Source organism: Paenibacillus sp. B01 (assembly GCF_009649995.1).
Classification (GTDB): domain Bacteria; phylum Bacillota; class Bacilli; order Paenibacillales; family Paenibacillaceae; genus Paenibacillus_O; species Paenibacillus_O pasadenensis.
The window spans coordinates 5,157,223-5,179,379 of record NZ_CP045802.1; the positions used below are offsets into that span (position 1 = coordinate 5,157,223).

16 protein-coding genes are annotated in these 22,157 nt (G+C 66.3%); 7 read left to right on the forward strand and 9 right to left on the reverse strand.

The window, feature by feature from the left end; translation table 11 throughout:
• The first annotated feature begins 17 nt into the window (after positions 1-17).
• Positions 18-971, forward strand: coding sequence for an ABC transporter substrate-binding protein (locus GE073_RS22115; RefSeq protein WP_028598570.1), 954 nt, complete (start codon positions 18-20; stop codon positions 969-971).
• 160 nt (positions 972-1,131) lie between these two features.
• Here GE073_RS22115 and yicI read toward each other — a convergent pair whose 3' ends face one another.
• The gene (gene yicI, locus GE073_RS22120) at positions 1,132-3,468 is read right to left on the reverse strand and encodes an alpha-xylosidase (protein WP_153784392.1); all 2,337 of its coding nucleotides are present in this window, start codon (positions 3,466-3,468) and stop codon (positions 1,132-1,134) included.
• A gap of 134 nt (positions 3,469-3,602) precedes the next feature.
• Between yicI and GE073_RS22125 the strand changes: the two genes are divergently transcribed.
• Positions 3,603-4,889, forward strand: a complete 1,287-nt coding sequence (locus GE073_RS22125; RefSeq protein ID WP_228551708.1) for an AraC family transcriptional regulator — start codon at positions 3,603-3,605, stop codon at positions 4,887-4,889.
• 134 nt (positions 4,890-5,023) lie between these two features.
• The gene (locus GE073_RS25650) at positions 5,024-5,101 is read left to right on the forward strand and encodes a putative holin-like toxin (RefSeq protein WP_228551919.1); all 78 of its coding nucleotides are present in this window, start codon (positions 5,024-5,026) and stop codon (positions 5,099-5,101) included.
• A gap of 731 nt (positions 5,102-5,832) precedes the next feature.
• Here the strand turns inward: GE073_RS25650 and GE073_RS22130 are convergent.
• Entirely contained in the window at positions 5,833-6,807 is a 975-nt protein-coding gene (locus tag GE073_RS22130) for an arsenic resistance protein (RefSeq protein WP_228551709.1), read from the reverse strand.
• A 236-nt stretch (positions 6,808-7,043) separates the two neighbouring features.
• Between GE073_RS22130 and GE073_RS22135 the strand changes: the two genes are divergently transcribed.
• Positions 7,044-7,337, forward strand: a complete 294-nt coding sequence (locus GE073_RS22135; RefSeq protein ID WP_101807755.1) for a DUF3817 domain-containing protein — start codon at positions 7,044-7,046, stop codon at positions 7,335-7,337.
• Positions 7,338-7,552: 215 nt separating this feature from the next.
• Here GE073_RS22135 and GE073_RS22140 read toward each other — a convergent pair whose 3' ends face one another.
• Positions 7,553-10,885 (reverse strand): glycoside hydrolase family 3 C-terminal domain-containing protein, encoded by a 3,333-nt coding sequence (locus GE073_RS22140; RefSeq protein ID WP_101807756.1) that lies wholly within the window; start codon positions 10,883-10,885, stop codon positions 7,553-7,555.
• 600 nt (positions 10,886-11,485) lie between these two features.
• Here GE073_RS22140 and GE073_RS22145 point away from each other — a divergent pair.
• Both GE073_RS22145 and rsgA read left to right on the forward strand, forming a co-directional pair.
• A complete protein-coding gene (locus GE073_RS22145) occupies positions 11,486-12,781 on the forward strand; it encodes a hypothetical protein (RefSeq protein ID WP_101807757.1) in 1,296 nt (431 codons plus the stop codon).
• 822 nt (positions 12,782-13,603) lie between these two features.
• Positions 13,604-14,767 (forward strand): ribosome small subunit-dependent GTPase A, encoded by a 1,164-nt coding sequence (gene rsgA / locus GE073_RS22150; protein ID WP_416362109.1) that lies wholly within the window; start codon positions 13,604-13,606, stop codon positions 14,765-14,767.
• Between the two features lie 81 nt (positions 14,768-14,848).
• Here the strand turns inward: rsgA and GE073_RS22155 are convergent, their stop codons facing one another.
• From GE073_RS22155 to GE073_RS22175, 5 genes are all read right to left on the reverse strand, one after another.
• The gene (locus tag GE073_RS22155; protein WP_153784393.1) at positions 14,849-15,493 is read right to left on the reverse strand and encodes a deoxynucleoside kinase; all 645 of its coding nucleotides are present in this window, start codon (positions 15,491-15,493) and stop codon (positions 14,849-14,851) included.
• Positions 15,490-16,113, reverse strand: coding sequence for a deoxynucleoside kinase (locus tag GE073_RS22160; protein ID WP_028598563.1), 624 nt, complete (start codon positions 16,111-16,113; stop codon positions 15,490-15,492). The genes GE073_RS22155 and GE073_RS22160 overlap by 4 nt, the downstream gene beginning before the upstream one ends.
• 507 nt (positions 16,114-16,620) lie before the next feature.
• Complete coding sequence (locus GE073_RS22165; RefSeq protein ID WP_153784394.1) at positions 16,621-17,073, reverse strand: flavodoxin; 453 nt, start codon at positions 17,071-17,073, stop codon at positions 16,621-16,623.
• Positions 17,074-17,102: 29 nt separating this feature from the next.
• Positions 17,103-17,921: a hypothetical protein gene (locus tag GE073_RS22170; protein ID WP_101807760.1), complete on the reverse strand. Its 819-nt coding sequence runs from the start codon at positions 17,919-17,921 to the stop codon at positions 17,103-17,105.
• 195 nt (positions 17,922-18,116) lie between these two features.
• Positions 18,117-18,665 (reverse strand): hypothetical protein, encoded by a 549-nt coding sequence (locus GE073_RS22175; protein ID WP_101807761.1) that lies wholly within the window; start codon positions 18,663-18,665, stop codon positions 18,117-18,119.
• A 150-nt stretch (positions 18,666-18,815) separates the two neighbouring features.
• Here GE073_RS22175 and ilvA point away from each other — a divergent pair, with 150 nt between their 5' ends.
• Positions 18,816-20,126, forward strand: coding sequence for a threonine ammonia-lyase IlvA (ilvA, locus tag GE073_RS22180; RefSeq protein WP_084137080.1), 1,311 nt, complete (start codon positions 18,816-18,818; stop codon positions 20,124-20,126).
• A gap of 88 nt (positions 20,127-20,214) precedes the next feature.
• Here the strand turns inward: ilvA and GE073_RS22185 are convergent, their stop codons facing one another.
• On the reverse strand, positions 20,215-20,751 hold the full coding sequence (locus GE073_RS22185) for a hypothetical protein (protein WP_028598559.1): 537 nt from the start codon (positions 20,749-20,751) through the stop codon (positions 20,215-20,217).
• Positions 20,752-22,157: the final 1,406 nt, after the last annotated feature.

Here is a 22,157-nt window from a genome sequence, read left to right on the forward strand (position 1 = left end):
GGAGGTTGAACCATCTCATGAAACGCATCTTTTCCCTGTCCGCGCTGCTGCTAAGCGCTTGCCTGCTTCTATCCGCTTGCGGAGGCTCCGCCGGCACGAACGATCCCGCGAACGGAGCCTCGGCGGCCAGCTCCGCCGCTCCCTCTCCTTCCGCTCCGGCCGACTCGCCCGCTCCGACGGAGGAGCGCATCGCCTCGCTGTCGATCCATCTCACCAACCATCTGCTCGCGCTCGGCCTGAAGCCGGTCGGCTCCGCCATCGGCGGGGACGTGAAGGATTTCCTCCCGCATGTGAAGGACCGGCTCGAGGGCGTCGAAAAGCTCGGCGTCGCCGCCGAGCCCGATCTCGAAGCGGTGCTTGCGCTCAAGCCGGACCGCATCTTCATCGACGTGCAGCAGACCGCGGCGGATCAGCCGCGCCTGGAGCCGATCGCTCCCGTCGTCGCGATCGATCTCGACCAGGGCACCTGGCGCGACCATCTGCGCCTGGTCGCCAAGGAGACCGGACGCGAGCCGCAAGCCGAGACGTTCATCGCCGACTACGAGAAGCAAGCCGCCGAGACGTCCGAGCTCATCAAAAGCAAGCTCGGCGCCGACGCCAAGGTGATGGCCATCCGCATGACGGCCAAGGAGCTGCGCGTCATGGGCATGGCGCGGCCGGTAGGCCCGCTGCTGTACGAGGATCTGGCCCTCAAGCCGGCCGACGGCGTGGAGAACATCGGCAAGGCGTACGAGGTCATTTCCCAGGAAGTGCTGGACGACTTCGACGCCGATGCGATTCTGGTCATCATCAGCAAAGGCTCCGAAGCGAAGAAAAACTTCGAGCTGCTGGAAAGCAACCCGCTCTGGGCCGGGCTCAAAGCGGTGAAGAACGGCCATGTGTACGTGCTCGACGGCCAAAAATGGCTGGACTACTCCTCGCTCGGCCACAAGATGGCGCTCGACGACGCGCAGAAGCTGTTCGGCAGCTAAGCAAGGCCGGCAAGGAAACGAAAGGAAGCGGGGCCTGGCGGCTCCGCTTCCTTTCGTTTGCGTCTTGCGCGGCGGGGCCGCTGGGCCGCCGGGCTGGAAAGCTCGCGGGCGCGGCGCAGACGCTCTTATTCTGCGCCTGCGCCGCGCCCGACTCCAACGCCTACGCCTGCAGCTCGATCGTCACCGTCGCCTCGCCGCCCCAGCCGCTCAGCCAGACGGCTCCGCCCTCGAGCCGCGCGCCCGCGCCGCTGACGGCAGCCGCCGCCGGCAGGCCGCCGTGCAGCGTCAGGCGCAGCGGCTTGCCCGCGCCGGACACGCGCAGCGTCAGCGTGCCGCCGGAGCGCGACACGCTTGCCGCCAGCTGCGGCGCGCCCTTCAGGTCGCGCACGGCCGCCTCGGCCGAGGCTCCGTCCGCCAGCGCGTACAGCGCCAGCTCCACGCCGTCCGCATGGTCGTAGTCCGGGCGGCCGTCCTCCGCGCCGAGCGCGAGCAGCGTGTTCGGCCGCACGAGCAGCGGCAGGCTGAGGAAGCCGTGGCGCTCCTTGCGCCAGCGCCCGCCCTGCACCGTCTCGCCCGTCAGCAGCGACGTCCACTCGCCCTCCGGCACGTAGTACGAGACGTCGCCGCTCTCGCTGAAGATCGGCGCGACGAGCAGCGAGCGGCCGAGCATGTACTGGCGGTCGAGCGTCTCCGCGGCCGGATCGTCCGGGAACTCCAGCAGCATGGCGCGCATGCCCGGCACGCCCTGCTCCTGCGCCTGGACCGCCGTATCGTACAGATACGGCATGAGCTTCATTTTCAGCCGGGTGAACGTCCGCGTCACCTCCACCGACTCCTCGTCGTACGCCCACGGCACCCGGTACGACGTGCTGCCGTGCAGGCGGCTGTGCGTGGACAGCAGGCCGAACTGCAGCCAGCGCTTGAACACATGCGCCGGCGCCGTGTTCTCGAAGCCGCCGATGTCGTGGCTCCAGAAGCCGAAGCCGCTCAAGCCGAGCGACAGGCCGCCGCGCAGGCTTTCGGCCATCGACTCGTAGTCGGCGTAGCAGTCGCCGCCCCAGTGGACCGGGAACTGCTGGCCGCCGGCCGTCGCCGAGCGCGCGAACACCGCCGCCTCGCCCTGGCCGAGCTTGCGCTCGATCGCCTCGAACACGACCTTGTTGTACAGGAACGTGTAGTAGTTGTGCATGCCCTGCGGGTCCGAGCCGTCGTGGTAGGCGACATCCGTCGGGATGCGCTCGCCGAAGTCCGTCTTGAAGCTGTCGACGCCCATGTCCATCAGCTCGTCCAGATAGCCCGCGTACCACGCGCAAGCGTCCGGATTGGTGAAGTCGACGAGCGCCATGCCCGGCTGCCACAGGTTCGTCTGCCACAGGTCTCCGTTCGGCTTGCGCAGCAGGTAGCCGCGCTCCCGGCCCTCGCGGAACAGCCGCGAGCGCTGCCCGATGTACGGGTTGATCCAGACGCAGACGCGCAGGCCCTTGTCCTTGAGCCGCTGCAGCATGCCCGCCGGATCGGGGAAGACGCGCTCGTCCCACTTGAAGTCCGTCCAGTGGAACTCCTTCATCCAGAAGCAGTCGAAATGGAACACTGACAGCGGCAGGTCGCGCTCCGCCATGCCGTCCACGAACGAATTCACCGTCGCCTCGTCGTACTCCGTCGTGAACGAAGTCGACAGCCACAGGCCGAACGACCATGCCGGCGGCAGCGCCGGCTTGCCGGTCAGATCGGTGTAGCGGCCGAGCACCTCCTTGGGCGTCGGGCCGTCGATGACATAATAGCTCAGCGTCTCGCCGGGGAGGCTGAACTGCACTTTCTTGACCTTTTCCGAGGCGACCTCCAGCGACACCGCGCCGGGCTCGTCGACGAACACGCCGTAGCCGCGGCTCGTCAGGTAGAACGGGATGTTCTTGTACGCCTGCTCGGAGCTCGTGCCGCCGTCCTTGTTCCAGATGTCGACGATCTGGCCGTTCTTCACGAACGAGGTGAAGCGCTCGCCGAGGCCGTAGACGTTCTCCCCGACCGTCAGGTCCAGCTCCTCGCGGGTGTACGGCTCGCCGTGCGGCCCCGTCACATGGGCGATCGACTTGAACGCGCTGCCCGTCAGCCTCTCCTCTCCCCGGTAAAAGGCCATCGACCACTGCTCTCCCTTGCTCATGCGCAAGGTCAGGCCGCCGCTCGTCAGCTCGGCGTACTCGTCCGTGTGGCGGATCGCGGTGAAGCCGGCCGGACTAGCCGACCGGCTGAGCTCGAAGCGCGGGCCGCGCTCCCGCTCGCCCTCGAAATGGGTGATGCTCACGCCGATGATGCCCTCGCGCGGCGCATGGGCGCGCACGGTCAGCAGCTGCGTGTTGATCATCGCGCCGCGGCCGGGGAGCGGCGTCGTGGAGATGTAGGCGGTCAGGCCGCCGTCCTCGGCGACGATTTCATGCGCCTGCACGGCGCCGTCGATGGCGAAGCCTTCGCGGACGAGCCAGTTTCCATCGGTGAATTTCATGGGAGGAACCATCCTTCCGTATCGGGAGTGTAAGCGTTATACTGACAGTATACCGATGGACGGATCGTTAATCTTGCAGAATCCCGTGATGTTTCTGACACGATTCTGATCGTCGCGCAGGGGGAGGCACGAGCATGGGCAGCGAGATGGCGCCGCGGCAAGGCGGCGAACGGCCGACAGGCGATCCGGCCGGAGCAGAAGAGGCGGATTGGACGGGAGATGCGGGCTGGGCGGGAGATGGAGCCTCGGTGAGAGACGCGGATGCGGCGAGAGACGCGGGCTTGGCGGGAAACGCGGACTGGGCGGGAGATACGGACTGGGCGAGAGAAGGGGCCTCGGTGAGAGACGTTGATTCGGCGAGAGACGCGGGCTTGGTGGGAAACGCAGACTGGGCGGGAAACGCGAACTTGGCAGGAAACGCGGACTGGGCGGGAAACGCGGACTGGGCGGGAAACGCGGACTTGGCCCAAGGCGGGCCGTTCGGCTCTGCACAAGGAAGAGCCGAGCGCAAGGAGCGCTTCGAGCGGCTGCGGGAAGCCCGCGGCCACAACGAGGCGCGCCGGCTGTTCGGCAGCTACGAGTACCGGTATGGTCCCGGCGAGCATGTCATCGAGGCGCATTGGCATGAGGAGATGGAGTGGCTGTACGTCGCCGAGGGGGAGACGCTGCTGCAGATCGGCACGGAAAGCCTGCTGCTGCGCGCGGGCGAAGCGGCGTTCGTGCCGAGCGGCGAGCTGCATGCGGCGCATGCGAGCGGAAGCGCAGGCTGCCGCTTCTTCGCGCTCGTGTTCCACGGAGCGCTGCTGTCGGGCGCGGCCTTCGACGCGGTGGAGGAACGCGTCGTGCTGCCGCTGCTGGAGCGGCGCGCGATGTTCCCGCGGCAGGCGCGGCCGCAGGAGCCGGCCGGCGCGCTGCTGCTCGGCGAGCTGGCGCACATCCGGCAAGCCTGCCGCCAGCGTCCGCCGGGCTGGGAGGCGGCGGTGAAAGGCCGGCTGCTGCTCATGCTCGCCGGCACGCATGCGCTCGGCGCGGCCGAGGATCGACGGGCGGGCGCGGACGGCGGCCCGTCGAGCGGGGTGGCGGCGGACGCGGCCAAGGTCGAGCGGCTGAAGCGGGTCATCTCTCATCTCCAGGAGCATTACGGACGCCCGATCCGCATCGCCGAGCTGGCCGGCCTGGCCGCGATGAGCGAAGGGCATTTCAGCCGCTTCTTCCGCGAGATGACCGGCCAGACGCCGATCGCCTACCTCAACGCGCTGCGCATTCGCCGCGCGGCCGAGCGGCTCCGACGGACCGAGCTGCGCATCGCCGACATCGCGCTGGAATGCGGCTTTGACAACATCAGCTACTTCGTGCGCCAATTCCAGCGGCAGCTCAAAGAAACGCCGTCGGCATTCCGACGGCGTAACGGGCAGAAGTAGATGACCGTGCCATTCTTTTCCTATGTTCGCCTTCTCAATCTAGAAAATCTTGGTATAATCGATTCAAGAAATGCGCATAGGCTTTAAGGGCGGTCGGCGGCTCTCCCCGTTGAAGGGAGGTGTTGCCCGTGGAAGTGTTTCAGGCTTTATCCCTCATGTTCATGTTCGGGATGTTCCTGCTGGCGCTGCTCACGTACCTGAAAAAGAAGTAGACCGCCCACACCCCTCATAAGGTCGGCGGTCTATTTTGCTGCTGCTGACACTTACGGGGGCAAGCCGCCGCTCTTAATGCGGAAGCCATTTCCCGGAGGTCCCGGTGCGTCAACACCGGGGCCTCTATCTATTTTTAAGCATACCACACCCTTTTTATACCATCAAGGCCGCTATCTAGGCCGATTTCAGCTCGCCCGCCCCTCCGAAGAAGCTAACCTCCCGAGCGCGCGGCACCGAGCTAATCGCCCCCGCTCGCTCTACGAAACGGGGCCTGTTTAGGGCCATGGTTCGGCGGAACGCCAGCGGAGGAGCTCTATTGCCGAAGCAGGTTTTTATGACTTTAGACTTGCTCCTTTCATTCTCCCGCCAAATCTATGGATCCAAGGCACAAATGTGCCCTGGATGGCTGTTACCAGGCCGATTCGTCGGATCCAAGGCACAAATGTGCCCTGGATTGCTCTTCCCAAGGCCGATTTGCCGGATCCAAGGCACAAATGTGCCTTGGATTGCTCTTCCCAAGGCCGATTTGCCGGATCCAAGGCACAAATGTGCCCTGGATTGCTGTTCCCAAGGCCGATTTGCCGGATCCAAGGCACAAATGTGCCTTGGATTGCTCTTCCCAAGGCCGATTCGCCGGATTCAAGGCACAAATGTGCCCTGAATTGCTAACCCAAGGCCGATTCGTCGGATCGAGTCATTTGCCTTCGTGCATCGATCCGAACGGCGGTCTTCATGCTCTTCGCCCCCCGCGAAAAAGCCGAGGCATGACGCGGATGTAAACCAGCTCGCCGATCAGCTCCACCATCGTCTGAGCGACGACTGCGGCCGCGGCCAGCCGCCCCGCCTCGCCGGGCAGCGCAAGCGCAAGCGGCAGCACGACGAGCGAGTTGCGCGTGCCTGCGCTGAACGCAAGCGTCCGCGAAGCCTCGGCGCCGAGCCGAAGCAGGCGCGCGGTCGGCCAGGCTAGAGCCGGGCCGATGAGCAGGAAAGCGGCATAGGCCGGGATCGCCGGACCGATCGCGTCCAGATGGCGGACAGCCGTGCCTGCCTGCGAGGCGACGATGAGCAGCAGCGCCGCCGCCATGCCGGGCACCGGCAGCCAGGCAGCCGCATCAAGCGCCTTTGCCCCGGCGCGGCTGCGGCGGGCGGCGAGCCGCGTCAGCGCCGCCAGTACGAGCGGAGCGGCGACAAGCAGCAGGAAGGCCTGTACGATCGGACCGGCCTCGACAAGAGCGGCGGCCTCGCGGCCGAGGATCAGCCAGAGCCAGAGCGGCAGCGCGACCAGCTGCGCCAGCATCAGCAGCGGCGTGGAGGCGAGCATCAGCTTGCCGTCGCCACGGCCCATCTGGGCGAAGACGACCACATAATCGATGCAGGGCGTGAGCAGCACGAGGCACAGCCCGAAGCGCACGGCCGGCTCCAGCGGGACCAGCCAGGCCAACGCCAGGACGGCAAGCGGCACGAGGACGAAGTTGACGAGCAGCAGCCCGGCGGCGAAGCGGCCCTGCGCCCGGCCTTGCCGCAGCTCCAGCAACGGAATTTGCGTGAACATGCCGTACAGCAGCAGCGCGAGCGCCGGGCTGACGACGACGCCGAGCGGTTCCGCTTTTTCTCCCGCTGTCAGGCCGATCGCCGCCCCGGCCAGCAAAGCCGCCGCGTAGACGGCGATCTGGCGGCGCTCCAGCCCTTCTCTCGTGATGCGCATGACGCTTCCTCCGCTTCCGCTTGTTTCCTTCCATCCTACTTCATTCCGGCCCTCCGCTCCATCCCGCCGCAACTGTCCCAGAGTTGTCACAACTTCCGGCCGAGAATGCGAAACCGCAGCTTGCCTCAGCCGTTACACGGACAAGGGCATCCAACAGCGGCCATGCGGGAGCTTATCCGCTCTGCGGCTCGCAGTCTGCTGCGCTCTTATCGTTTCCATCATCCGAGGAGGTTCCCATGCTCAAAACGGCTGTCGGCCGCTTCCGGTTCGTCGCTCTGCTGGAAGGCTGGTCTTTTCTGATCCTGCTGTTCATCGCCATGCCGATCAAATACTTGGGCGGCTGGGGCTTGCCCGTCACGATCGTCGGCGCCGCCCACGGCGGACTGTTCGTGCTGTATATGATCACGCTGCTGCTGGCCACGATCTCCGCCCGCTGGAAGCTTGGCCGCGTCGTCGGAGCCGTGCTGCTGTCGTTCGTGCCGTTCGGCACGTTCTGGCTCGATGCCCGCATCAAGCGCGACCCGGCTTAACAAAGCCAACCATTCCAGCTTGCTGAAAGCAAACCAGGACGTGCCGCGGCACGTCCTGGTTTGCTTTTGAGAGTCTATTCGTAACGACCCGGCGACCAAGGCAGCGTCTCGGCTACCAGACCGATAGCACCGTCCTATAGATGGCTAGGAAATTCTTGCTCGCAAGAAAGCGGCCTCATTTCGGCTTGATGCCGAAATGAGGCCGCTCCAATCGTCTACGACTTCACGACGCGGAATCGCGCCAATCCGATCTCGCCGCGCAGCACGACGGAAACAGTGTCCGCTCCATCTCGACCGGCCGCGGCAGCAGAGTACGCCGGCAGCGCCAGCGGCGCGGCGACGGTCGTCCACGCCTGCGGACCGCCGGTGCGCGGCACGTCGCAGCGCGCGAGCAGCTCGCCGTCCGGGCCGCCGAGGCGCAGCTCGACGCTGCCGCTGCCAGCGCCCGACACGCGCGCCTCGAAGCGGTCCGCGCCCGCCGGCAGCAAGCCGCGCCCGAAGCGCGCCCAGCCCTGGCCGGGCGCTCCGCCTGCAAAAGCTGCCGTCAAAGCTGCCGCATCCGCTCCGGCCGGGCGCACGCTGTCGCCGCCGTCCCGGCAGGCGTCGATCGCGAGCCCGCGCGCCTCGTCATAGGACGAGGCTGCCGTCCAATCGCCGAGCGGCCGGGCGGCCAGCGGCTCGCCGTCCAGACGCAGCTGCGCCTCGGCGCGGATGTCCGCCGAGCTCGCGCCGGCGAGCAGACGGCAGACGCCGCTTTCGAACGCCCAGCGGTCTGCCGCCGGATCCCAGACGGCCAGCTGCGACGCCTCGACGCGGAACTCCGCCGTCGCCGTCTCCCCTGCCGCGAGCCGCAGCCGGCGGAAGCCGACCAGCTGCCGCTTCGGCCGCTGAAACGCCGAGCCTTCGATGCGGGCATAAAGCTGCACGACCTCGTCGGCCTCCAGGCCGCTCTCATTCGTGACCTCCAGCCGCACCGTCGCCGCATCGCCCGCCTCCAGCGCCTCACGGTCCACGCGCAGCTCCCCGTAGCGGAACGCCGCATACGACAAGCCGTGGCCGAACGGATAGAGCACCGAAATGTCTCCATAATGGTACGTGCGGCCGCTGCGGATGATGTCGTAGTCCATGATCGACGGCATCCCCTGCTCCGTCGCCGGCCATGTCATCGGCAGCCGTCCTGCCGGGCTGTAATCGCCGAAGATCGCCCCGGCCGCCGCGCGGCCGAGCTCCTGCGAGGCATGGCATAGCTGCAAGATCGCAGGAGCTTCCCGCTCGAGGCCCTCGAGCGCGAACGGATAGCTGCTCACGAGCAGCACGGCCGTGCGCGGATTGGCGCGCAGAACGGCGCGAATCAGCTCCTGCTGGGCGGCCGCGAGCGCGATGCCGGGGCGGTCCGCATCCTCCTTGCCGTTGATGAAAGGCTGGTTGCCGACGACGACGACCGCCGCGTCCGCCGATGCCGCCAGCCGCACCGCCGCCGAGATCCCGTCCTCGACGACCTCGACGAGGAACCGTTCCGCCTGCGCCGGCTTGCGGCGCTGACGCAGCCGCTCGGCGCGCTCCGCCTCGGCGGCGGCGTCCGGATTGGCCGCGTCGGCCGCGTTGACCGCCGCCTCCGGCGCAAGCTCCGCCGGCATGAGCCGCCCGTCCGCCAGCAGGCCTACCGGCGTGCCGTCCCAGGTGCGCAGCTCGACGGTCCGCGCGCCGCGCTCTTCCTCCTTGCCAAAACGGCTGCCCGCAGCCGTCCCGGACGAGCCGGCCCCCGCTGCTGGCTGCGCGCCTGCACGGACTCCATCAGCCGCCGCCTGCGCCTGGTCACCCAAGCCCGCCTGCGCGTCTTCCAGACGGAACACTTCCTTGACGAACCAGCCGCGCGCCTCGTCCGCGCTTGCCGTCAGCCCGTCCTCGGCGTCCGTGACGAGCTTGCCGCTCGACTGGGCGCGCAGCGTCACATTGCCATAGCCCCAGTCGGTCGCCTCGAATATCTCGGCCTCCTCCGGCCCTGCCGCGTCCGCCGTCAACACCGGCCCGCTCCCGACGTAGCGGCCGCTCGTCACGCTGCGCAGACGCAGCTTGCTGCCGCCCGTCGCATAGACGGCTTCGCCGGCGTCGGCGAGCCGCTCCCGGATGCCGGCCAGCGGCGTGCTCCGGTACGGCGGCGTGCCGCTGTACCAGTCCGTGAACGCCTCGTCGGCCAGCGGCCCGATGACGGCGATCCGCCCCTGCGGCGCGAGCGGCAGCAGCGGCGCGGCATCCCCGGCGGCGGCGCCAGCGATTACGGTCCGAGCCGCCTCGCTGGCAGCTGAAGATTCGCCGCGGCCTCGGGTCGCGGCCTCGCTGCCGGCGGCCGCCGCTTCGCTCTGCGGAGCCGCCGTGCCGTCCGCTCCTGCTGCCGCAGGCTCGTTGCGCAGCAGCACGACCGACTTTTCCGCCGCCAGGCGCGACAGGGCGGCATGCTCGGGCGATCCGACCTTTTCCTCGGGCACGCCTTCATACGGATTCAGCCCCGGCGGGTCGAACTCGCCCAGACGCATCCGCACGGAGAACGTGCGCGACAGAGCGCGGTCGAGATCGGCCTCCTCCAGCAAGCCCTGCTCCAGAGCGTCGCGGATCGCCCGCTTGACCGTCTCCGCGTCGTCGGTGATGCTGTCGATGCCCGCCCGGATCGAGAGTGCGGCCGCCTCGGCGTACGAGTCGACATGCTTGTGCTCATGCACGGTGCCGAGCACGTCGCCCGCATCGCTCACGACAAAGCCGTCCATGCCCCACTCGCCGCGCACGATCGCCTCGATGTCGTCCAGCAGGTTGGCCGGCACGCCGTTGACGCTGTTGTAGGCGGTCATCATCGACTTCGCGCCGCCCTCCTTGAACGCCAGCTCGAACACCTTGAGGTAATACTCGCGCTTGCTGCGGGCGTCGATGCTGGCCGAGCCGAAGCCGCGATGCAGCTCGTTGTTGTTGGCATAAAAATGCTTCAGCGTCGCGACCGCGCGCAAATACGCCGGGTCGTCTCCCTGCATGCCGCGCGCGAGCGCCGCCGTCAGCTTGCCCGCCAGCAGCGGGTCCTCGCCGTAAGCCTCCTCCGTCCGGCCCCAGCGGGCGTCGCGCTCCATGTCGACCGTCGGCGCCCAGATCGTCAGCCCGTTGCGCTCCGGGTCGCGCTGGTAAAACACCCTCGCCTCGGTGCCGATCGCCTCGCCGACCTGCCGCAGCAGCTCCTCGTCCCAGGTGGACGCCAGCCCGATCGGCTGCGGGAATACCGTCGCCTCGCCGAGCCAGGCGATGCCGTGCGCGCCTTCGGTGCCGTGCTTGTACTTGGAGAGGCCGAGCCGCGGCACCTCCTCCTGGTACTGCGGCATCTGCCCGATCTTCTCCTCCAGCGTCAGCCGCGAGACGAGGTCCGCGACCCTTTCCGGCAGCGGCAGCTCATGGTTATAAAAAGCGAACGCTCGCGTCGCGTCGGCGTTCGTGCTCGTCGTGGCGGTTGAATCGACAATGGCCTCAGCTTCCGCGCTTGCAGCAGCGGTTGCATTCGTGTTCTCGCTCATGCTCGGCACTCCTTCGTCCAGTCCGGATTCTCCCTTGCCCGCTGGGGCAAAGGACGACTCACTCTATCATAAAGCGTTTTCAATCGATTGGTCACCCGCTGATTCGCAGCCGTTTTCATATAGAAATCGGAGATTCCGTCTTGGCGCCGAAACCTTACTCTGCCGGCCCGCGTCCAAGCTGTCAGCCGCATCATTCGAGGGAAAAGGAGCCCTGAGGAGCTGCCGGTGACCGCGACGACGCTGAACGTAGAGCCTGTCGCCCGCGCCGTCTTCGCTCCCGGCATCGGCGTCGGCTGTCGTTCACCTTCATCCGCGGCTGGCGGAACGAGAGCTTTCCTAGGGGCCGAGAGACGGCCCCTTCTCCATTCTTTCGAATTTCCGTCCGTCCTCGTTCATCCAGATCCACTCCTGGCCGCTCACCGTCTTGCGGGCGGAACCGTCATTGATCCACCCTCCGCCATTTGTCGTTGAACGCTCATTGTAGCCCGCCCGATCCGCCGCTGTCGCCAACCGGGATCTTCCATTTCATGCAACTTTTCCTTCGGCTCTCGCGTCCAACGGAGCAGATTCGCATCCCTCTGCAACGAAGGAGACCTGCCGATGAAAAAACCGATCCGCCGCCTGCTGCCTGCGCTCAGCGCCTTGGCCGTCCTGCCCGCGCTCGGCGCCTTGGCCGTGCTGACGGCGGCGCTGCCGTCACAGGCGCTTGCCGCAGGAGCCGCGCCGCAGGAGCGGCAGCCGTCCGCGACCGTCTCCGCCTCGGTTTACAGCGACGACGCGGCGGCACGCTACGACTGGTCGTTCTCGCCCGCCTACGCCGATGAAGCGAGCGGCCGCTCCTATTATACCGCCTACGCCTACGAGACCGGCCGCTACCTCCCCTTGATCCGACAGGTCTACCAGGACCGCGAGGGCTCCTGGCACGCGCTCGAGCCTGATGTCGTCTCCTACTGGGACGGCGTGGCCGGAGAGCCTCGGCTCGCCTTGACCGGCATGTACAATCGCACGACGCCGCTCGTCGGCCGCTACGATCCGGCACGCGACCGGGCCGGCGTAAGCGCCTCCTTCAGCGAAGGCGCTACGGGCATGACTATGCTGCGCATCGAGTCCTATAAGAAGCTCCAGGACGGCATCAGCACGAGCGTCTCGTACAAGCTTTATTACCGTTCGCCGAAAGGCCTTGTTCGGGAAATCGGCGACTATGGCTGGTCGTCCGGCTTCTTTCCGCTGCCGGACGGCGGCATGATCGGCGAGGCTTACAATGCTCGCAGCAAGCGGATCGAGGTGCTCCGCATCGATCCCCGCACCGGCAATCCGTCTCATGTCGCATTCGCCTGCCTGCAAGCCTACGATCCCAAGAGCAACCGGGCGCTCCTCCTGCTCAACGAGCCGGGCCGCCCCGGCTCCGTGCTCGACCTTAAGGACGGCTCCCGGCGGCCCGCCTCGGACAAGGACCTGCGCGAGATTCGCTCGCCGATCCAGCCCGGGACGTCGTATCAAAATCCGGCCCCGCCGGCGGAGCCTCCGCCGGCCGGCCTGCAGCCGCAGGAGCTGCCGGTGACCGCGACGACGCTGGACGTAGAGCCGGTCGCCCGCGCCTTCATCGCTCCCGGCATCAGCGTCGACCTGTCGTTCGCCTTCATCCGCGGCGGCCGCACGCTGCTGCCCGCACGGGAGCTGATCGAGACCGCCGGACTCCACGTCGAGGCGCACCGAGTTCCCGGCAAGGGCGGCAGCGAGAATTGGTTCGAGCTGACCGGCCCGGCCGGCACCGTCCGCGCCGACAGCGCAACGAGCCAGCTGCTCGGCGACCGCCTGTACGTCAGCTCCGCCCTGCTCGCTGAGATCGGCCTGCCCGTGGAGCGGATCGACTGGCTGCCGCCCAGCGCGGACTGAGGCGGCGGCCGCTGTCGCCGTCCCGCATGGTTCCCCGCATGCACCAAGGCGAACCGCGGCAACCGGGCTTCACCGGCGAGGCTCGGGACTGCATGAGCGCCCAGCTCGAAGCCGTCTTCACGGATTAACGCCGTTAGGACGCGCCTCTGCTGGCGGATCGCTCTCCCTTACGGCAAAAATGCCGTTAGGACGCGCCGCAGCTGGCGGATCGCTCTCCCTTACGGCAAAAATGCCGTTAGGAAGCGCCTCTGCTGGCAGATCGCTCTCCCTTACGGCAAAAACGGCATGTGCACAAAAGCCCTCGCTCCGAGCAGCGTGGGCTTCTTCCACGGTCGGGACCGCAATCCGCTATACCCGTTCTCTACCTTGCTCCGCCGGCCCGCCGGAAGCTATACTGGACCTATCTTAGTCAAGGAGGCCGATGTTCTATGGTGACTACTATCGCAATGAGCCTGTCGTCGATTGTCCCTATGCCGGTCTCTACGGAGCTTGCCGCATGACGCGGGCCAGGCCGCCTGCCGTCCCATCCGGGACGAGGCTGCCTGCCTGACGCCATGCCCATGCCTAAGCCGCAGGAGACCGCTGTCTCCTGCGGCTTTTTGCTTGGCCTTCGGCCGGGCAGCCGCGCCCCCCGTCCGCAGCTTCGCGGGCAGGCGGCGCCGCTCGCCCGCTCCGTCGCCTCCCTCAATCGGTCCGCAGACCCGGCCTTCCAGCCGCTGCGGGCTTTTTTTCATTCCCCCTACAAAAAAAGGAGAGATTCCCTTGAACCCATTCCACACCGATAAAAACAGCGTCCCTCAAGAACCGAACGGACCGGACGATATCGGGTCCGCTCCTAGCCTCGCTGCCCTCGACGAAGAAGCGCTGCATGCGCTCGGCTGGAACGAAGCCTGGTCCGAGCCGCTCGCGACGGCCGCCGGCCGGCTGCAAGCCGGCGGCTTGTCCACGGCCGGCCTGGAGCCTGCGCGCATCGTCGCGCAGTTCTCCCATCTGTACCGGCTCGCGGCAGCGGACGGCGAGCATCTCGCCGAAGTGACCGGACGCTACGCGCATGGCGCGGCGTCCCGCACCGCCTACCCGGCCGTGGGCGACTGGGTGCTCGCCTCCGTACCGAAGCCCGGCGACAGCTCCCGCGCCAGCATCCACGCGCTGCTGGAGCGCCGCTCGGCCCTCATCCGCAAAGAGGCCGGCCAGGTCCAGGAGGGCCAGGTCGTCGCCGCCAACATCGACGTCCTGTTCCTGACGATGGCGCTCAACCACGACTTCAACCTGCGGCGCATCGAGCGCTACCTGGTGGCGGCGTGGGAGAGCGGAGCGACGCCGGTCGTGCTGCTGACAAAGGCCGACCTGGCCGACGATCCCGAAGCGCTCGTGCGCGAGGTCGAAGGAGCCGCTCCCGGCGTCGCCGTGCATGCCGTCAGCGCGCAGCTCGGCCTAGGGCTCGAGCAGCTGCAGCCTTATTTGCAGCCGGGCCGCACGATCGCGGTCGCCGGCTCGTCCGGCGTCGGCAAGTCGACGCTGCTGAACGAGCTGGCGGGCGAAGCCTCGCAGCGCGTGCAGGGCGTGCGCGGAGGCGACGACCGCGGCCGCCATACGACGACGCATCGCGAGCTGTTCCGCCTGCCGGGCGGCGCGCTGCTCATGGACACGCCGGGCATGCGAGAGCTGCAGCTATGGGACGAGGGCGGCTCCTCGTCCGCGCATGCCGGCGCCTTTGCCGACATCGAGGAGCTCGCCTCGCAGTGCCGCTACGGCGACTGCACGCACGGCAAGCGCGAGCAGGGCTGCGCGATCAAAAGCGCCCTCGCCAGCGGAGAGCTGGACGCCGGGCGCTACGAGAACTACCTCAAGACGGGCCGCGAGCTGGCGCGCGTCGCCCGCAAGGAGCAGGCCGCGGCGCGCAAGAGCCTGCCGCCCGCCCGGAACAAGCAGCGCCGCAAGCAGGAGCGCCGCTCCGGCAAGGAAGCGGCGCAGGAGCGGGACTGACCTGTTTCAAGCGATGAAAAGGACCTCGAATCGCGCCGTGCTGGCGACGATCGAGGTCCTTTTTCGAATGAGGGGCTGCGCTCAGCCGCCGATGACGCGGCCGATGCGCGTCAGGATGTCGGCGGTCGAGGCCGGATCGTTGACGTCGTACTCGTCGATGTTCAGGCGCAGCACCGGGCAGGCGCTGAAGCCGTCGATCCATTTGGCATAGCGTTCGTGCATGTGCTCCCAGTAGGAGACGTCCGTCTGGATCTCCATCTCCCGGCCGCGCTCAGCGATGCGGGCGAGGATCGACGGCAGGCTGCCCTCGATATAGAGCAGGACATCCGGATGCGGGAAGTACGGCGTCATGACCATCGCCTCGTACAGGCTCGTGTACGTCTCGTAGTCGACCGGGGACATCGTGCCCTGATCGGCGTGCATTTTGGCGAAGATGCCCGTGTCCTCGTAGATCGAGCGATCCTGCACGAAGCCGCCGCCGAGCTCGAACATCTTCTTCTGCTCCTTGAAGCGCTCGGCGAGGAAGTAGATCTGCAGGTGGAAGCTCCAGCGCTCGAAGTCGTGGTAGAACTTCTCCAGATAGGGGTTGAAATCGACCTTCTCCAGCGACGTGCGGAAGCCGAGCCGCTGCGCGAGCGCCGCGGTCAGCGTCGACTTGCCGACGCCGACCGTGCCCGCGACGGTGATGACGGCGTTTTGCGGGATGCCGTAGGGGTTGGCGCTCATCGGATGCACTCCTTTACGCGCGCGACGATCTTGTCGAACTCGCCGCGGTCGGCTACGAAGTCGACGGAGTCGCCGTCGATCGGCAGGATGATCGTATCCGGCTCGCGCTCGGCCAGCTGGCTCATCGCCGTATCGTAGTCCTCGATCAGCTGCTGCAGGTAGGCCGTGGACATCTCGTCCTCGAACGGCCGGCCGCGCTTGGCGATGCGCTCCAGCAGCACGTCCAGGCTGGCGCGGATGTAGACGATGACGTTCGGCTTGGGCAGGTCGTCGGTGAGCACATGGTAGATGTGGCGGTACTTGTCGCGCTTCACGCCCTTCAGCGTGCGCTCGCTGAAGATCAGGTTCTTGTAGATATGGTAGTCCGAGACGATCGCCTGGCCCGCGGCCAGCCTCGGGATGACGGCGTCCTCGAGCTGCTTGTAGCGGTTGCACAGGAAGAACATCTCCAGCTGGAAGCTCCAGTCGTCCATGTCCTGATAAAATTTGTCCAGAAAAGGATTCTCCTCGACGATCTCCTTGACCAGCGGGTATCCCCACGCTTCGGCCAGCATCGTGGCGAGCGTCGTCTTGCCGGCCCCGATCGGCCCCTCGACGGCGATATATGGCGCATGACTCATCGTAGCTGCTTCCCCCTTGAATGCTTGCCGGCAGCCGTTCTCGGCTTGCCGGGACTTGCCGGCCTGATCTGGGCATGCCGGGCTGGCCTGGCCTGCAGGGCAGGCTTTGCTTGCTGGCGCGGCTGGCCTGGCTGGCCTGGCTGGCCTGACTGGCGCGGCTAGTCGGCCTCGCTTCGCTTGCTGGCGCGGCTTGCCCCAGTGCTCTGCGCCCGGACCCTCCGCAGGGCGGCCCAAAGACGCACTGCTTGATTATAGCCGCTCCGAGAGAATAGGAGAACGCTCTTTTTCACATTTCGTCAAAAAAGCTCTGGAAAGTCCCAGCAGGCTGTCCGTGCAGCACGCCCGGTTTTTCGCGCGCAGGGCGTCTGCTCGCCCGCCGGCCGGCTGCACGATTTTATCGCGCGCAGGGCGTCGCCCGTCTCGCCGCAAGCAAAAGCAGGCCGGATGGAGCGCCTGTCGCTCATCCGGCCTGCTTTGAATGTTACGCCCAGGGGGCGGGTCGAACCGTCACAGCGCCTCGACCGTCAGCTCGGCCATGCGGCGGCCGAGCTCGCGCAGCTGCTCCTTTTCCTCGTCGGACGGGTTGAACTCGACCTTGAAGCCGGGCGCGAAAATCGCCGCTCCGCGTTCGGCCAGCTTGGCCTCGAACTGGTCGACGGCCCCGCAGTAGATGTCGTACGACGTATCGCCCGAGCCGAACGCCATCGCCGTCTTGCCGGCCAAGTCCACCGCGTCGAGCCCTTCGTACAGATCGAGGCTCTCGTCGGGCAGATCGCCCTCGCCCCAGGTGTAAGCTCCGATGAATATGCCGTCGTACTGCTCCAGCTCCGCCGCCTCCGCGTCCAGAATATCCCGCACGGTCAGCTGCGCGCCCGCCTCGCGGGCGCCGGCGGCGATCGCGTCGGCCATCTCCTCCGTATTGCCGGTCATGCTGCAGCAGACCAGGATGATCTTCTCCATCTCCCCGCTCCTCCCTTTCGCTCGGGCGATCAGCCCGGCAGCATGCCGTCGAGCTGACGGATGCCCTCATATAAAGTCGCCAGATACAGCCGTTCCCCGCTCGCATCCACGTCCGTCACCGGTCCCGTCGTCTCCACCGGACGGAGCGCGATCCGGCCTCCCAGCCACGCCGCGCGGTAAAGGCCGCGGTCCGAGCAGAGCAGCGGCTGCCCGCCCCGGACCGCGATCGAGAACAGGAACAGCCCCGGATACCGGTAGCGCTCAAAGCCATGCTGAGGCGTGCCGACGACGAGCTCGCCGAGCTCGCTCACGCCGATCAGCCGGCCGTGGCATACCGCCACGCTCGTCACGCCCGCCCCGAGATCGAACTCCATCCAGGCGGAGCTGAAGCGGTCGTACAGCGCCAGCCCTTTCTCGCATCCGAGGATAAGGTACTGAGGCACGTTCACGATGTCGTACACCTTGCGGTCCGCGAACGCCGCCGAGCCCCAGTCCGCTCCATGCGAGCACCAGAGGCCGTGCGTCGTGCACGCATACAGGCATCCGCCCTCGGCGCGGTACTGGAATACCGGCAGCTCCAGCTCCTCCGTCTCCCACTCTTCTCCATCAAAGATATACAGTCCCCGGCTCGTGCACGCATGCAGCCTCTCTCCCGCCAGGACGAGCCGGTTGACCGTCAATCCGTCCATCTCCGGCGTGCTGATCCGCTCCCAGCGGTGCTCCTCGCGCTTGCGGTAAATGCCGCTGCCCATCGTAGCGGCGTACAGCGTGCCGCCCCCCGCCAGCACCGACGAGCAGGACAGCGGCTCCCTCGCCTCGCGCGTCTCCGCCGCGTGGTCCCTCGACATGGCTGCTCTCACCCTCTCTCGATTCCGTATGGATCTATGCGCTCAGCGGCGCTTCCAATCCGACGCTTCCGACATGCGGTCGGCCTCATCGGCTTGTATGATAATGATTCTCAATCTCATCATATAGGATACGGATTCCAGCCGCCGATGTCAACGGCATTAAAAAAGAAGGGCCTTCCGGCCCCCCTTCGCCGCCTACAGCCGCAGCTGGAGCGCGACAGCGACGCCGCCGTCCCGGAACTCGACCGAGCGGATGCCGACGACAGACGGCAGCTGCGAGCCGACCGGGATGACGATCGGCTCCAGCGTCCCGGCCGGCAGGGCGATGCCGCGCAGCTTGGCGGACAGCGGCGTCGCGACGAGGTCGGGATCGCGCCACTCCAGCCGGTATTCGGCCTGCACGCCCGCATCCAGCAGGTCGCGGTAGCGTCCGGCGATGTCGGCCGTCAGCCGCTGTCCCTGCAGCGTCAGCTGCGCCCCCTCGATGCGGAATTCCGGCGTCACCTGCGGCTGGGCGGAGAGACGCTCCCGCGCCAGATTGTTGATGTCCTGCCCGCTCAGGAACAGCTCGGCCTTGCCGGACTGGACCATCTCCAGCCCCTTGGCCGCGAGGTCGATCGGCTCATGCGCGAGCGTCAGCTCCTGCTGCGGCCGGATGTACCAGACGGCCGCGGCCGCGCCGGCTGCGGCCAGCACGAGCAGCGCGACGAGCAGGCCGATGAATCCTTTTGCGACTTTTCCCATACGTAGATCTCCTCCTGTCGTCTCTGCCCGCGGTCCTGCGCCTGTCCTGCCCGAAGCCCGCCGCGGCCTGCCCCCGCCATTGACAAAGGCAAGTCCCAGCGGTATAACAAGACAATCATCTCATCTATCGGAAAGGAAGAGAAGAAGCGAATGAACCCCAGCACCCCGCAGCCTCCAAGGCGTCCCGACGCAGCCGGCGCGGACCAGCCGCCCGCGGTCCGGATCGCCCTGGAGGACATCATGCATGCGCAGATGACGCTCAACGAGGTCATTACCCGCACGCCGCTCCAGCCGAACCGCGTCTTATCCGCCCGCTACGGCTGCAACGTGCTGCTCAAGCGGGAGGATCTGCAGGTCGTCCGCTCCTTCAAGATCCGCGGCGCCTACCACCGCATCCGCACGCTGCCGCCGGAGGAGCTGGCCAAGGGCGTCGTCTGCGCCAGCGCCGGCAACCATGCCCAGGGCGTGGCCTACTCCTGTCAGACGCTCGGCATCCGCGGAAAGATTTTCATGCCGAGCACGACGCCGCGCCAGAAAGTGACGCAGGTGGAGTTTTTCGGCGGCGACCAGGTGGACATCGTGCTGACCGGCGACACCTATGACGACGCGTATGCCGAGGCGGCCCGCGAATGCGAGCGCTCCGGCGCGGCGTTCATCCATCCGTTCGACGATCCGGCGATCATCGCCGGCAACGGCACCGTCGGCAAAGAAATCATGGATGCGACCGATACGATTCCGGACTATGTGTTCGTCACCGTCGGCGGCGGCGGCCTCGCCGCTGGCGTCGCCTCGTACATCAAGGCGGTGTCGCCGCGCACCCGCATCATCGGCGTCGAGCCCAAGGGCGCGCCGTCGCTCGAGCTGTCGCTGCGCGCCGGCGAGGTGACGCCGCTCGACTCCATCGACAAGTTCGTCGACGGCGCGGCCGTCAAGCGGATCGGCGACCTGACGTTCGCGATCTGCCGCGACCTGCTCGACGACGTCGCGCTCGTGCCCGAGGGCAAGGCGTGCACGACTCTGCTCAGCCTGTACAACGAGAACGCCATCGTCGCCGAGCCGGCCGGCGCGCTGCCGGTCGCCGCGCTCGACCTGTACCGCGACGAGCTGGAGGGCAAGACGGTCGTCTGCATCATCAGTGGCGGCAACAACGACGTCGACCGCATGCAGGAGATGAAGGAGCGCTCGCTCATCTACGAGGGGCTCAAGCATTATTTCACCGTCAACTTCCCGCAGCGCGCCGGCGCGCTTCGCGAGTTCCTCGACGAGGTGCTCGGCCCGGACGACGACATCTCGCGCTTCGAGTACACCAAGACGCACAACAAGGAGAACGGCCCCGCGCTCGTCGGCATCGAGCTCAAGCGCCGCGAGGACTACGGTCCGCTCATCGAGCGGATGAAGGGCAAGGGCTACCAGTTCGTCGAGCTGAACAAGGACCCCGTGCTGTTCGATCTGCTGATTTGAGTGATTGGAATGATTCGCATGATTGGAAGGATTGAAACGGCAAAGACGGCTTCCGCGCCAGGCGGAGCCGTCTTTTTCCTAGATGCGTTCAAGAATTCCCGCTCTGCGACGCGCGTCCCGAGTAGCTTGCCTCCACCTCAGCCGTCGAGGAATGAAAGCTGACCGTGTAGGTGCCGGACGGCATGCCCTCGGGATAGTCGCGTTCGCTGCTCCAGGCGAAAGGCTGCCCCGGCTCGACGCTCTCCGTGAAGTAGAACGCGCCGGACGAAGGATGAGAGACGGAGATCGTCGTCGCACCTTCTCCCTCATTGAGGAAGTCCAAGGCGACGAAGCCGTGATGCCGAGGAACCTCGAAGGAAACGGAGGTCATCTTGCTGCCGCTGGTCCTGCCGGACCATGCGGCGTCCTCGTCGGGAACGCCGGGCTTCGCGGGCAAGCCGACCGCAGCCGGGGAGTCGTCCAACTTGACTGATACGCGACCGGACATCGGTTCGTTCAAGATCGGAGCTCGGGAAGAGGCAGAATTTCTGCCTCCGTTGTTGTCGGCAGATAAAAACCACGATGCGCTCAGCGCAGCCACAAGAAGCAGGCTCCCCGCCAGCAGCAGCTTTGCCGGACGTTTCATGTTTCCCCCTCCTCTCTGGATTCGGCAGAATTCACCGTTCCAGCTTCTATTGCTATTGCTATTGCTATTGCTATTGCTATTGCATTCGCCAAGTCCGATTCCAAATGCACTCTGCTTTCTGGCAAGGCACTCTCGACTCCCTGGCGGGGCGGGTCAGACTGAAATCGACGAACCAAGGCACTCTCGACTCCTTGGCGGGGCGTGACAGATTGGAATCAACCAACCAAGGCACTCTCGACTCCCTCGCGGGGCGGGTCAGACTGAAATCGACGAACCAAGGCACTCTCGACTCCTTGGCGGGGCGTGACAGATTGGAACTGAAATCCACCAACCAAGGCACTCTCGACTCCCTGGCGGGACGGGTCAGACCGGAGTCCACGAACCGAGGCACTCTCGACTCCCTGGCGGGACGGGTCAGACTGAAATCCACTAACCAAGGCACTCTCGACTCCCTCGCGGGGCTAGTCAGACTGGAGTCCACCAACCAAGGCACTCTCGACTCCCTGGGGAGACGCGTCAGACTGAAATCCACCAACCAAGGCACTCTCGACTCCCTGGGGAGACGCGTCAGACTGAAATCCACCAACCAAGGCACTCTCGACTCCCTCGCGGGGCGAGTCAGACTGAAATCCACCAACCAAGGCACTCTCGATTCCCTCGGAAGACGAGTCAGACTGAAATCCACCAACCAAGGCACTCTCGACTCCCTCGCGGGGCGGGTCAGACCGGAGTCCACCAACCAAGGCACTCTCGACTCCCTGGCGGGACGGGTCAGACTGAAATCCACCAACCAAGGCACTCTCGATTCCCTCGGAAGACGAGTCAGACTGAAATCCACCAACCAAGGCACTCTCGACTCCCTCGCGGGGCGGGTCAGACCGGAGTCCACCAACCAAGGCACTCTCGACTCACTGGGGAGACGAGTCAGACTGAAATCCACCAACCAAGGCACTCTCGACTCCCTCGCGGGGCGAGTCAGACTGAAATCCACCAACCAAGGCACTCTCGACTCCCTCGCGGGGCGGGTCAGACTGGAGTCCACCAACCAGGGCACTCTCGACTCCCTCGCGGGGCGGGACAGACTGAAATCCACCAACCGAGGCGCTCTCGACTCCCTCGCGGGACGAGTCAGACTGGAATCCACCAACCAAGGCACTCTCGACTCCCTGGCGGGACGGGTCAGACTGAAATCCACCAACCAAGGCACTCTCGACTCCCTCGCGGAGCGAGTCAGACTGGAAGATCGGTAGTTCCCTTCCATTCACGCCACGGCCTGTTATTGCCAAGCGATAGAAACCCCTTAATATATTGCCATTTTCTATTTATCCCATCAATTTTTGTAAAATCAATAGAATGAATTTAACCTGAAATCAATTCAAAAAACACAAGCAAAAAGCCCCTTTCGG